The organism is Microbacterium alkaliflavum (assembly GCF_044325405.1).
Taxonomy (GTDB): domain Bacteria; phylum Actinomycetota; class Actinomycetes; order Actinomycetales; family Microbacteriaceae; genus Microbacterium; species Microbacterium alkaliflavum.
Genome location: NZ_JBIQWL010000009.1, coordinates 96,554 through 109,402, shown reverse-complemented (window position 1 = coordinate 109,402; position 12,849 = coordinate 96,554). Strand labels below are relative to the sequence as shown.

The 12,849-nt window shown below is 69.1% G+C and carries 10 protein-coding genes; 2 read left to right on the top strand and 8 right to left on the bottom strand.

Annotation, left to right across the window (positions count from 1 at the left end):
* Positions 1–4 precede the first annotated feature (4 nt).
* From uvrA to ACH3VR_RS18840, 4 genes are all read right to left on the bottom strand, one after another.
* Positions 5–2,944 (bottom strand): excinuclease ABC subunit UvrA, encoded by a 2,940-nt coding sequence (gene uvrA, locus ACH3VR_RS18855; protein WP_397557863.1) that lies wholly within the window; start codon positions 2,942–2,944, stop codon positions 5–7.
* Positions 2,945–3,009: 65 nt separating this feature from the next.
* On the bottom strand, positions 3,010–4,491 hold the full coding sequence (locus ACH3VR_RS18850; protein ID WP_397557862.1) for a 5'-nucleotidase C-terminal domain-containing protein: 1,482 nt from the start codon (positions 4,489–4,491) through the stop codon (positions 3,010–3,012).
* Between the two features lie 187 nt (positions 4,492–4,678).
* A complete protein-coding gene (locus tag ACH3VR_RS18845; RefSeq protein ID WP_397557861.1) occupies positions 4,679–7,138 on the bottom strand; it encodes a 5'-nucleotidase C-terminal domain-containing protein in 2,460 nt (819 codons plus the stop codon).
* 200 nt (positions 7,139–7,338) lie between these two features.
* Positions 7,339–7,800, bottom strand: coding sequence for a MarR family winged helix-turn-helix transcriptional regulator (locus ACH3VR_RS18840; RefSeq protein ID WP_397557860.1), 462 nt, complete (start codon positions 7,798–7,800; stop codon positions 7,339–7,341).
* Positions 7,801–7,843: 43 nt separating this feature from the next.
* Here ACH3VR_RS18840 and ACH3VR_RS18835 point away from each other — a divergent pair, with 43 nt between their 5' ends.
* Entirely contained in the window at positions 7,844–8,092 is a 249-nt protein-coding gene (locus ACH3VR_RS18835) for a hypothetical protein (RefSeq protein WP_397557859.1), read from the top strand.
* Positions 8,093–8,167: 75 nt separating this feature from the next.
* On the opposite strand, the gene uvrB is transcribed toward ACH3VR_RS18835, so the two are convergent.
* From uvrB to coaE, 4 genes are all read right to left on the bottom strand, one after another.
* A complete protein-coding gene (uvrB, locus tag ACH3VR_RS18830; RefSeq protein WP_397557858.1) occupies positions 8,168–10,249 on the bottom strand; it encodes an excinuclease ABC subunit UvrB in 2,082 nt (693 codons plus the stop codon).
* A 181-nt stretch (positions 10,250–10,430) separates the two neighbouring features.
* The gene (locus ACH3VR_RS18825) at positions 10,431–10,967 is read right to left on the bottom strand and encodes a hypothetical protein (RefSeq protein WP_397557857.1); all 537 of its coding nucleotides are present in this window, start codon (positions 10,965–10,967) and stop codon (positions 10,431–10,433) included.
* Positions 10,968–11,040: 73 nt separating this feature from the next.
* Entirely contained in the window at positions 11,041–11,628 is a 588-nt protein-coding gene (locus ACH3VR_RS18820) for a hypothetical protein (RefSeq protein WP_397557856.1), read from the bottom strand.
* 177 nt (positions 11,629–11,805) lie between these two features.
* Positions 11,806–12,426, bottom strand: a complete 621-nt coding sequence (gene coaE, locus ACH3VR_RS18815; protein WP_397557855.1) for a dephospho-CoA kinase — start codon at positions 12,424–12,426, stop codon at positions 11,806–11,808.
* A 177-nt stretch (positions 12,427–12,603) separates the two neighbouring features.
* On the opposite strand from coaE, the gene ACH3VR_RS18810 reads away from it, so the two are divergent.
* Positions 12,604–12,849 (top strand): hypothetical protein (locus ACH3VR_RS18810; protein WP_397557854.1); only part of this gene is annotated, 246 nt, incomplete at its 3' end.

Below are 12,849 nucleotides of genomic sequence, written 5' to 3'. Positions count from 1 at the left end.
GGGCTCAGCCGGCCTTGCGGACTTCGGCGGTCTCGCGCGAGACCCCGAGCACCTCCGCGAGGAACGCTCCCGTGTGGCTGGCCTCGACGCGCGCGACCTGCTCCGGCGTGCCCTTCGCGATGATCTCGCCGCCGCCCGAACCGCCCTCGGGCCCCAGGTCGATGATCCAGTCGGCCGACTTGATGACGTCGAGGTTGTGCTCGATGACGATGACCGTGTTGCCTTTGTCGACGAGCCCGTTCAGCACCTCGAGGAGGCGTCGCACGTCTTCGAAGTGCAGGCCCGTCGTCGGCTCGTCGAGCACGTAGATGCTGCGCCCGTTGCTGCGGCGCTGGAGCTCGGTCGCGAGCTTGACGCGCTGCGCCTCACCGCCCGACAGCGTGGTGGCGGACTGCCCGAGGCGCACGTAGCCGAGCCCGACGTCGACGAGCGTGCGGAGGTAGCGATGGATCGCCTGGATCGGCTCGAAGAACTCGGCGGCCTCCGAGATCGGCATCTCGAGCACTTCGGCGATGTTCTTGCCCTTGTAGTGCACGGCCAGGGTGTCGCGGTTGTACCGCTTGCCGTGGCAGACCTCGCAGTCGACGTAGACGTCGGGGAGGAAGTTCATCTCGATCTTGATCGTGCCGTCGCCCGCGCACGCCTCGCACCGGCCGCCCTTGACGTTGAAGCTGAAGCGGCCCGGCTGATAGCCGCGCACCTTCGCCTCGGGCGTCTCGCTGAACAGGGTGCGGATGCGGTCGAAGACGCCCGTGTAGGTGGCGGGGTTGGACCGCGGAGTGCGGCCGATCGGCCCCTGGTCGACGTGCACGACCTTGTCGAGGTCGTCGGTGCCGGTGACCCGCGTGTGCTTGCCGGCCACGCGACGCGCACCGTTGAGGCGCGCCGCGAGCACCTCGTAGAGGATGTCGTTGACGAGCGACGACTTGCCTGAGCCGCTGACTCCCGTGACGGCCGTCAGCACGCCCAGCGGGAAGTCGACCGTCACGTCCTTGAGGTTGTTCTCGCGCGCGCCGACGACCGAGATCTTGCGGCTCCTGTCGATCTTGCGCCGCGTCTTCGGCGTCGGGATCTCGCGGCGGCCGGACAGGTAGTCGGCCGTGATCGAGGCACGGTCTTCCAGGAGCGACGCGAGCGGCCCCGAGTGCACGACCTCTCCCCCGTCGACCCCGGCCCGCGGGCCGATGTCGACGATCCAGTCGGCCGCGTGGATCGTCTCTTCGTCGTGCTCGACGACGATCAGCGTGTTGCCGAGGTCGCGGAGCTTGACGAGCGTCTCGATGAGGCGCCGGTTGTCGCGCTGGTGCAGGCCGATCGACGGCTCGTCGAGCACGTACAGCACACCCGTCAGGCCCGAGCCGATCTGCGTCGCGAGCCGGATGCGCTGCGCCTCGCCGCCGGACAGCGAGCCCGCGGAGCGGCTCAGGTTGAGGTAGTTGAGCCCGACCTGGATGAGGAAGTCGAGGCGCAGCCGGATCTCGCGGAGCACCTGCGCCGCGATGACGGCCTCGCGCGGCGTCAGCTCGAGCTGCGCGAAGTACTCCTGTGCCTCGGCGAGGCTCAGGCGCGAGGCATCCGCGATGGAGTGGCCGTGCACGAGCACCGCGAGCACCTCGGGCTTGAGACGGTCGCCGTTGCAGACGGGGCACGGCACCTCGCGGAGGTAGTCGGCCCAACGCTGGCGCTGCGTGTCGGACTCGGCCTGCATGTACTGGCGCTCGATGTAGGGCACGACGCCCTCGAAGCCCGAGGAGTAGCGCATCTCGCGGCCGTACCGGTTCTTCCACCGCACCGTGACCTTGTAGTTCTCGCCGCGCAGCACGGCCTCTTTCACGGCCGCCGGCAGCATGCGCCACGGGGTGTCGAGCGAGAAGCCGAGGTCGACGGCGAGCCCCTCGAGAAGGCGCTCGTAGTACTGGAACAGTCCCTTGCCCTGGGTCGTCCACGGGATGAGCACGCCCTCGCGGATCGAGAGCTCCTCGTCGCCGAGCATGAGGTCGACGTCGACCGACATGCGGGTGCCGAGTCCCGAACAGGCGGGGCACGCGCCGAAGGGCGCATTGAACGAGAAGGTGCGCGGCTCGATCTCGGTGAGCTGCAGGGGGTGGCCGTTGGGGCACGCGAGCTTCTCGGAGAAGCTCTGCCACGCGGCATCCCCCTCTTCGTCGACGAAGTTGACCTGCACGATGCCGCCCGCGAGCCCGAGGGCCGTCTCGACGGAGTCGGTGACGCGGCTCAGGATGTCGGGGCTCGCGACGAGGCGGTCGATGACGACGGCGATGTCGTGCTTGTAGCTCTTCTTGAGCACGGGCGGCTCGGCCAGCTGGATGAGCTCGCCGTCGACGATCGCGCGCGCGTAGCCCTTGGCGCCGAGCTCCTTGAAGAGGTCGACGAACTCGCCCTTCTTCTGCGAGACGACCGGGGCGACGATCTGGTACCGGGTGCGGTCGGGCAGGTCCATGAGCTGATCCGCGATCTGCTGCACCGTCTGGCGCTGGATGACCTCGCCGCATTCCGGGCAGTGCGGCACGCCGATGCGCGCCCACAGGAGGCGCATGTAGTCGTGGATCTCGGTGATCGTGCCGACCGTCGAGCGCGGGTTGCGGTTCGTGGACTTCTGATCGATGCTGACGGCCGGCGAGAGGCCTTCGATGAAGTCGACGTCGGGACGGTCGACCTGACCGAGGAACTGGCGCGCGTAGGCGCTCAGCGACTCGACGTACCGGCGCTGGCCCTCGGCGAAGATCGTGTCGAACGCGAGGCTCGACTTGCCCGAGCCGGACAGGCCGGTGAAGACCACGAGCGAGTCGCGCGGGATGTCGAGATCGACGTCTTTCAGGTTGTGCACGCGCGCGCCGCGCACGCTGAGCTGGCCCAGCGAAGAGGGCTTCACGGCGCTACGGGAACTGCTGTTTGCGGGCGCGACGACAGGGACGATGGGCACCCGACAAGTCTAGGCGGGGCCTCCGACACGCGGCCCGGGGCGTGTTCGCCGGCGGCGAAGCGGCCTCACCACACCACCACCGGCACCCGCTTGGACTGGGACGGCTCCTGCAGCTGCGACCCGAGGTACTTCACCCAGATCAGGTGCAGGCCCTTCGACAGCTGCGGGAGCGTCACGGTCACGCGACCGCTTCCGTCGGCGGGAAGCGGTGACCACGCGATCGACTTCGCCTTGCCGCCGTCGTAGATCGAGACCTCGCCGATGACGCCGGTCGGACCCGGCGACCCCACCTGCACCGTGAGCGTCACCGGCGTCCCCTCCTTCGCGTGGAGTGTGCTCGGGGTGGCCCAGGTCGTCGTCGGGGCGCGCTCGAAGCTGCCTTCCTCGATCGTCAGCGGGACGGTGAACGCCGTGCCCGTGTAGGTCGTGATGTGCATCGGGACGACGCCCGAGCCGTGGACGGTCGGGAAGACCGACGCGCGGCCGGCTTCGTCGGTGTTCCGTACGAGCGACGGGTCGATCGTGCGGCTCCACTGGTCGGTGTTCGCTCCGAATGTGATGCGCGCCTCCGTCGCCCGCGGCTCGTTCGTCGTGAACTCCAGCGATGAGAGATCGACGCGGATGGGAGCGCCGGAGACGACTCCGCCGGGAGCCCGCGGCACGACGGTCACGCCGATCGAGCGCTGCGCGTAATCGGGCGAGGCGATCGTCGATACCCGGAACCAGTTGAAGAGCGCGCTCAGGTTGGTGCCGCCGAGGTTGCCGCGCCCCGTGGCATCCCGCAGCGTGGGGAACCCGTACGAGCCGGAGGCGAGCAGATCCTCCATGGCGACCGTGAACACCTCGTCGGGCGCGACGGCGCGACCCTTGAAGAAGACGTGCGTGATGCGCGAGCCGACCGGTGCCGTGTAGTCCGTCACGTAGGTCAGGTCCTTGGAGGTGGCGAGCTTCGCGAACGAGAGGTTCGCGGACAGCGGTCCCCATTGCTCTTCGAGCACGGCGTGCAGGTCGCGGCCTGTCAGCTGCACGGTGCACAGCGACCGGACGTCGCGGTGGACCGCCAGGATCTCGTCGGCCGTGAGGTTGCCGGCGGGGTCGTCGGGACCGGACGCCGCATAGGTCAGGTCAGCGCCCACCGAGGCCGCGTAGACGAGTGCGATCCGCGTCCCCGGAGTGTCGCGCCGCGCCTCCCACAGCTGCACGTCGGCGATGAAGTTGGTCATCGTCGACTCGGCTCCGGGCGAGACCGACAGTCCGCCCGGCGTGGAGGGCGTGGGATGGCGACCGCGATTGAAGTCGGCCGTGATCCGCCCTGACGTCTGCACGGCCTGCGCATCGACCTGGGCGGCCGCGGCGGGCGGGGCGATCGGCTCGGGAACGGTGTCTGGTACGCCGCACGAGGAGACGCCGAAATCGGCGGCCGGCGCTGTGCCGGCCTGGGCGCGGTCGGAGTCGACGAGTGCGGCGGTCGCGAGGGCCGCGACCGACACGACGGTGAGGGCGACGCGGCGGCGCAGGGCAGGGGGAACGGTGGAGCGGGTTCGCATGACGGCTACCTCTCGGCACGAACGAGGGTGGAGCTTGGGGGCGAGTGACGCTTTGCCAGCGAGCCTAGGCCGGGAGGCGCGGCGAGCGGAAGGCGATCATCGGATCGATCGACGGAACGACGGATGCCGCGGGGCTTGGCCCGCGGCATCCGTTCGCGTGTCGATCACACCGGGTGATCGAGCCCTGTCACTTGACGACCACGACCACCGTGGCGCTCGTGGACGGCTTCACCGTGTCGCTTCCGGAGTACTGCGCCGACAGCGGGTGATCGCCCTTGCCGAGCTTCGGCAGCTTGATCTTGACGACACCGTTGTTCGCCGCGGTGAGGTTCGCGGTCGCGATCGGCTGGGCGCCGTCGTAGATGGTGACCACACCTGTGACCGGCGTGCCCCACTGCGCGGTGACGGTCGTCTCGTACTGGATGACGCCGTTGCCGTTCGAGTTGGCGAATGTCTTGTTCGGCAGGCCGACGGTCGTGCTGTCGGCCTTGTCGATCGCGATCGGGACGACGACCGAGGTGCCCGTGCTGGCGCCCGTGAGCGTCAGCGTCACGCTGCTGCCGGGCGTCAGGGTCGACGGGAGCACGACTGAGACCGAAGCCGTGCCGTAGTCGTCGTAGATCGACGTGCCGATCGCGTTGTTTAGCGGGAACGTGCCGAGCACGGTGTCGCCCAGGGAGACCTTCACCTCGGTGTCCTTGACGTCCGCCGGCGTGCTCAGCGACCACGACTTCACGTCGAACGCGACAGTGGCACCCGGGTCGTACGCGGTGGGCGCGCCGGCCGGGAACGCGACCTCGACGGCGTGCTGCGCGTAGTCGACAGGGAGCGGGGTCGTCGACGCGAACGCGGCCATGTAGTCCACCATCGCGCTGAGGTCGATCTTGCCGGTGTCGCGCTTGTTCGTGCCGTTGTTGAGCTCGCGGAAGTTGTCGCCGCCCGTGGCGAGGAACGAGTTGACCGTGACGGAGTACGTCTTGGCGAGGTCGATCGGCTGGCCGTTGAGCCACATGCCCGTGATCGTGCCCTCGGGGGCCTGGTACTGCAGACCCTCCTCGTTCGTGCCTGTGCTCGGGTTGTCGCGCTGCGTCTCGGTGACCGTCTTCTGCGTGTAGGTGTACTCGAAGCCCTCCGAGACGCCGAGGCGCAGGAACGGACGCGTGGGCAGGGCGTTGAAGGCGTCGCGCTGCCACTGCTGCTCGAGCACCGTCTTGAGCTGCGCACCCGTGAGCTGGAGGTTGACCAGCGTGTTGGCGAACGGCTGGACCACGGCGGCCTGCTTGTACGTGAGCGTGCGCGGATACGACTGGTCGCCCGGGTCGGTGCCCGTCATGTCGGTGCGGAGACCGCCCGGGTTCATGAGCGCGATCTGAGCCGAGCCCGACTCGGGGTTCTCGGTGGCCCAGCGCTGCACCTCGGCGACGAGGTTGCCGAGCGTCGACTCGCCACCGCGGTTCTCGATGACGGCGCCTGCGGCGTTCTTGGCCTGTGCCCGGTTGAAGGCTCCCGCGATCTTGCCGAGGGGCTGCTGGCCGAGGATGTCGGCCTGCTTCGCGGCGGCGTCGGCGATCGCCTGCACCGCCGGGTCGGCCGGGTAGTTCGCGACCCAGGTCGTCGTTGTCGACGGCGGGACCGGCGGCACCGAATGCTCGAGCGGCAGGATCGCCTGCGTCTTGGCGCTGACCACGCCGGTCGCGCCGTCGACGGTGTAGACGAGCTGGTTGAGGTTGGTGCCGTACTGCCCCGCCGAGACGACCGGACGATCGGTGACGGCGCGGCCCTCGTTGACCCATTGCTGGACGGGGAAGGAGCAGTTGTACGCGAGGTGCGTGTGGCCGGAGACGATCGCGTCGACGTTCGGCGAGACGTTGTTGATGATGTCGGCCCACTTGCCCGAGGCGTTCATCGTCGTGCAGTCGGTCGAGGGCGCACCCTCGTGCACGAGCATGACGACGAGGTCGGCGCCGTTGGCGACGAGGTCGGCCGCTTCGGTGTTGACCGAGTCGACGATCCCCTTGACGTCGATGTCGGCGATGCCTCCGGGGCTCACAAGCGACGGGAGCTCCTCGGTCACGGCGCCGACGAAGCCGACCTGGACGTCGCCGAAGTTCTTGATCCACGTGGCCGGGACGGCGTCATCGCCGGTCGCCTTCATCTTCAGGTTGGCCGCGATGTACTGCCACTGCGCGCCGCCGTAGGGATTGGTCGTCGCGTTGTAGGGCGCCATGACGCGGTTGACGAGGTCGTTGTAGCCCTGGTCCAGCTCATGGTTGCCCACCGCGGAGACTTCGAGACCCGCTGCGTTGAGGGCGTCGATCGTCGGCTTGTCATGCTGGATGAACGACTCGAACGTCGAGGCGCCGATGAGGTCTCCGGCTGCCGCGAACACGGTGTTCGGGTTGGCGGCGCGCAGCTGCTCGACGGCGCCCGCGAGCACCGCGGCGCCGGCTTCGCCGTTGGTCGTATTGTCCAGGATGCGACCGTGGAAGTCGTTGGTCGCGAGGATCTGGATCTGGGTCGGCGCCGCCTGCGCGGGTGCCGCGGCGACGAGACCCGCCGCCAGCGCGGCGACGGCTGTGATCGCTCCGGCCGCGATCCTGCGGCGGCTGGGCGACGATGTGTGGTCGGGGTGTGACCGCATTCGCATGTGCGTTCCTCTTCTGTCGGATGGACATGCCCTCGGCGCGCGGCAATGGCCGTGAGTCCGGGCCTCGACAGTGAGCCTAGGAAATCGCTCGGAGTCTGCCTAGGGAAAGATTCGAAGTTCACCGAACCGATGCAGAGCCGATACGTGTGACACGCCGTCGCGCGGGGTCTGGGATTGCGTCCCGCGCCTTTCGAGGGGGATCAGGATGCCGGAGCCGGCGGCTCGCGCCGCGGGCGACCACCCGCGAACGGGATGAGCCCGTCGCGCAGCGCCGCGAGCTGCCCTGCATCCATCCCCGTCCGCTGCATGATCTGCTGCGGGACCTCGAGCGCCTGCCGGCGCAGCGCGCGCCCCTCGTTCGTCAAGGCGATCTCGAGGACGCGCTCGTCTCCCGGCCGCCGCGAGCGCGTGAGCCTGCCCTGAGCCTCGAGGCGCTTCACGAGCGGCGACAGCGTCGCGGGCTCCATCGCGAGTTCGTCCGCGAGCTCGCCGAGCGACCGCGGGGACTCCTCCCACAGCGCGAGCATCACGAGGTACTGCGGATGCGTGAGCCTGAGCGGCTCGAGCACGGGCCGGTAGAGCGCGACGACGTTGCGCGCCGCCGTCACGAGAGCGAAGCACAGCTGGTTCTCGAGCTTGAGCAGGTCGTCACGGGGATCCACGAAATCGATCCTACACCCGCTAATGTTTAGTACACTAAGCATCGTGAGCGATGAGACCCCCTCCCCCCAGCCGAGCCTGCGCGAACGAGTACGGGAGGCGGGCGGGTGGTACGCCTGGTTCAACTCGCGCCTCATCAAGCTCGCCGGCCCCGCAGCGGTCGGCCCCTACGAGACGACTCCTCCGCCGTCGGTCCAGGAGCGCGCCGAGCGCGCGTGCCCCCTGTGCGGCAAGCCCATGACGCTCCACACGTTCGACCGCACGGGGCCGAAGCCCCTCATGACCTGCCCCTGACGCGGTCTCCGGGGGCAGCTCTCGTCCCGATCCCTGAGCTCCGTCGAGCCCCGGTCCCTGAGCTCCGTCGAAGGGTCAGGCGTGGCCCGCGCGCTCCATCGCGCGAAGCTCCTTCTTCATCTCCTGCACCTCGTCGCGGAGGCGTGCGGCGAGCTCGAACTTGAGTTCGCCCGCCGCCGCGAGCATCTGGTCGGAGAGGTCGGCGATCGTCGCCTCGAGCTGCTCGGCGCCCTCGGCCGCGATGCCCTCGCGGCGCAGACCCGGCGTCGGCGACTTGCCCTTCCCCGACTTGGTCTTCGCAGCCGCCTTGCCCCTGAGCATCCGATCGGTGTCGGACGCCTCGCGGGCGAGCACCTCGGTGATGTCGGCGATGCGCTTGCGGAGGGGCTGCGGGTCGATGCCGTTCTCGAGGTTGTAGGCGATCTGCTTGTCACGGCGCCGGTTCGTCTCCTCGATGGCGTTGTGCATCGAGTCGGTGACCGTGTCTGCGTACATATGCACCTCGCCGGAGACGTTGCGCGCGGCGCGGCCGATCGTCTGGATGAGCGATGTGCCCGAGCGCAGGAACCCTTCCTTGTCGGCGTCGAGGATCGCCACGAGCGACACCTCGGGGAGGTCGAGACCCTCGCGGAGCAGGTTGATGCCGACGAGTACGTCGTAGACCCCCGCGCGCAGCTCGGTGAGCAGCTCGACGCGACGCAGCGTGTCGACGTCGGAGTGCAGGTATCGCACGCGCACGCCATGTTCGCCGAGGAAGTCGGTGAGCTCCTCGGCCATCTTCTTCGTGAGCGTCGTGACGAGCACGCGCTCGTCGCGCTCGGCGCGGATGCGGATCTCCTCGAGCAGGTCGTCGATCTGGCCCTTCGAGGGCTTGACGATGATCTGCGGGTCGACGAGACCCGTCGGGCGGATGATCTGCTCGACGACGCCGTCGGCGATGCCCATCTCGTAGCGGCCCGGGGTCGCCGACAGGTAGACGGTCTGGCCGATGCGCTCCTTGAACTCGTCCCATCGCAGCGGCCGGTTGTCGAGCGCGCTCGGCAGGCGGAAGCCGTGCTCGACGAGGGTGCGCTTGCGCGAGGCATCCCCTTCGTACATCGCGCCGATCTGCGGAACCGTCGCGTGCGACTCGTCGATGACCATGAGGAAGTCGTCGGGGAAGAAGTCGAGGAGCGTATGCGGCGGCTCGCCCGGCATGCGGCCGTCGAGGTGGCGCGAGTAGTTCTCGATGCCCGAGCAGAAGCCGAGCTGTTGCAGCATCTCGAGGTCGAAGGTCGTCCGCATGCGGAGGCGCTGGGCTTCGAGGAGCTTGGTCTGGCTCTCGAGCTCTTTCAGGCGCTCCTCGAGCTCGTGCTCGATCGTGCCGATCGCGCGCTGCACCGTCTCGGTTCCCGCCGCATAGTGCGTCGCGGGGAAGATCGGCACGGCCTCGAGGCGCTGCACGACGTCGCCCGTCAGCGGGTGGAGCATGTAGAGCCCCTCGATCTCATCGCCGAACATCTCGATGCGGATCGCGTACTCCTCGTACACGGGGATGATCTCGATCGTGTCACCCCGCACGCGGAAGTTGCCGCGCGAGAAGTCGACGTCGTTGCGGTTGTACTGCATCGCGATGAACTTGCGGATGAGGGCGTCGCGGTCGTACCGCTCCCCCACCTGCAGGGCCACCATCGCCCGCAGGTACTCCTCGGGCGAGCCGAGACCGTAGATGCACGAGACCGTGCTCACGACGATGACGTCGCGGCGGCTCAGGAGCGAGTTCGTCGTGGAATGACGCAGACGCTCGACCTCGGCGTTGATCGAGGAGTCCTTCTCGATGAAGGTGTCGGTCTGCGGGACGTAGGCCTCGGGCTGGTAGTAGTCGTAGTAGCTGACGAAGTACTCGACCGCATTGTTGGGCATGAGCTCGCGGAACTCGTTGGCGAGCTGCGCCGCGAGCGTCTTGTTGTGCGCGAGCACGAGGGTGGGCCGCTGGACAGCCTCAACGAGCCAGGCCGTCGTCGCCGACTTGCCCGTGCCGGTGGCGCCGAGCAGCACGACGTCGGTCTCGCCGGCGTTGATGCGCGCCGCGAGCTCGGCGATCGCCTGCGGCTGGTCGCCGCTCGGCGCGTATTCGCTGATGACCTCGAAGGGCCGCACGGATCGAGTGGTCTGCACCCATCCAGGGTAGGCGGGGCCTCCGACACCGGGGCCGGCGTTCGCGAGGGGCGGATGCCGGGGGACGTCCATCGGACTCGCCCGCCCGTCGAGATCGTACGAACTCGTCCAATGCACACGATCGAGGCGCGCACATCGTGTGCTCTCGGCGAAACCGTACGATCTCGCCCGCTCGGGCACCTCACAGGGATCCGAACCCGCCGGGATTCCGCAATCCTCGAGCGAACCGAGTCAAACGCCTCATCTGGTCTTCGTCGCGCAGCGCGACCCATTCTTGGGATGACCGTGGACCCTCGGGAAGCGTTCTCGCCCACGCCGCGGCGATTCTGGGGGGCTCCGGCATCTTGACCTCGCGCACGCAGGCGGCGAGGTACGACTGCACGTAAGGGTCGGCGAAGAAGCCATCGGCGACGACCGCGAGCCAGCCCTTCAGAGTGAGCGGGTCACCTACCTCGATGCGCTCCCGAAGCCGTACCGCGAGGACAGCAGGCAAAGAAAGACCCGCCCACGAGAACCGGTCCCCTTCGGTCAGAAGCCGGTCCGCTACCGCTGCCACGACAGGGTCCGGCAGAGCCGCGAAGGCACGCGTAGTCGTTTCGTCAGCCAGTTCAGGAGGGACGAATCGAACCAGCTGCGCGTAGGCCTTCGATCTCTCCTCCAGCGTCCACTCGCCGATGTCGGCGGGTCCCTGGACATCTTTCCGCCACCACGCCATCACGCCTCATCCGTTCCCGCAGACGCCCACCGGGCCGCTGCAATCTCGGGCCCGACGGTTCGACCACGCCGAAGCCTCATGAGAACCCAGGCGGATCGATGCCGCGCCACCCGTCCCAGGTGCCTGTCTCGATCACGATGTCGGTCGGATCGTCGTGGAAGGGGTCGTACTGATTGGCATCGGGGCCTCTCCTGACGTGATCCCCGCTGAGGGCCGCCCCTTCGGAAGCGACCATGTCGCGGAGCCACGCCGGCTCCTGATCGATCGTCTGCGAGCCCGGCCCGAAGAGGTAGTAGGTCGTCACGACCTCCCCCGACACCACGCGGGGAACGACGGCGTGGACGGCGCCCGCATCGCGCAGCACCTCCGCCGGATCGATCCGCGTCCCTGCGCCTCGATCGACGGTGCGTGCGAAGAGTGCCGCAAGAAGCTTCGGATCATCGGATGCCGCATCCCGATCGGCATCCGGAATCGACGCCTGCAGGCGTTCGGCCAGCGCGGCCCGCTGGTCGGCCGTCAGCGCCTTGAACGCGGCGGCGTGCGCCTTCTCGATCACCCCGCCCGGGAGGGCTTCGAGAAGGTGCGCGTATCGGGCCAGGCGCTCCTCCTCGGTGACCTCGACCGGCGGGGCCTTGTCGTGCCGGAACCGCGAGAACACGCTCATGCCGCACCTCCTCGTGCGTGGCGCACACGGTACTCCGGTCGAGGAGCGGCCGAAAGGCCTCAACCCGTGCACAGCTGCGGGGATTTCAACCGACGCGCCGCGGCGGCTCGGCGCGTCGGTCGATCGGCCCGCCGTTGTGCACGCCGAGGCACCAAGGCCGTGTCGCCAAAGACCGAGTCAGCGGGCGGCGCGAGCGGCGAGGTGCTCGGGCAGCCGCTCCCAGAGGTCGTCGGTCTGGCGAAGCGTCTCGTCGAGCGAGCCGCTGGTGTCGATCACGACGTCGGCGACGGCGAGGCGCGCTTCGTCGGACACCTGCGACGCGATGCGGGCGGCGGCATCCGTCTCGTCCATCCCGCGCACCCCGATGAGCCGCTCCTCGCGGACGTCGGCGGGCGCGTGCGCGACGACGATGAGCTGCCAGGGGTCGTCGACCCGCGCCTCGACGAGCAGCGGCACGTCGTAGACGACGACAGCGTGGGGGTCGGCGGCGAGGGCCGCCGCGAAGCGGCGGGCGGACTCGAGGCGCACGGCCGGATGCACGATCGCATTGAGGCGCTTGACGGCATCGTCGTCGCCGAAGACCCGCGTGCCCAGGCGGGCCCGGTCGAGCGACCCGTCGGGATTGATCATGTGCGGCCCGAACTCGGCCGCGATGTCGGCGAGCACGGGCGAGCCGGGACGCTGCACGTCGCGGACGATCGCGTCCGCGTCGACGACGACGGCGCCGCGCGCGGCGAGCCTCGCGGCGATCGTCGACTTGCCCGACGCGATGCCTCCGGTGAGTGCGATGAGCGGCATGGAACCGAGGATGCCACGACCCCGCACGCGCGCCAACCTCACGTGCGCAGCATCCCGGATCGAAGTCCTGTCGGGACGCAAAGGCGGGCTTAGGCCTCGCTTGAGGATGCGCTGAGGGTCGCTCCCTAGCCTTGACCTTGTCGCGATCGGCAGCCTCCGACCAGTTCCAGCACAGCGATGAAGGGCGACGAGGAGGCACCCGACGCTCTGGACCGCTTCGTCGGCGAGAGGGTGTGGCAGCGGGCGGCGCAGCTCGGCGGTTGGGGGACCGCCGTGCAGCGCGTCTCGATGCCGCCAGTGGCGATCCCGCCCGTACTGGGGATGGCGGGTTCGCTCGGGCACACACTCCTCGTTCCGGCTCCGGCCCGTGCCGCGCGTGGGGGACGCGGCACGGCCGGCCGGCCCGCGCCCGCGGTCAGCTCG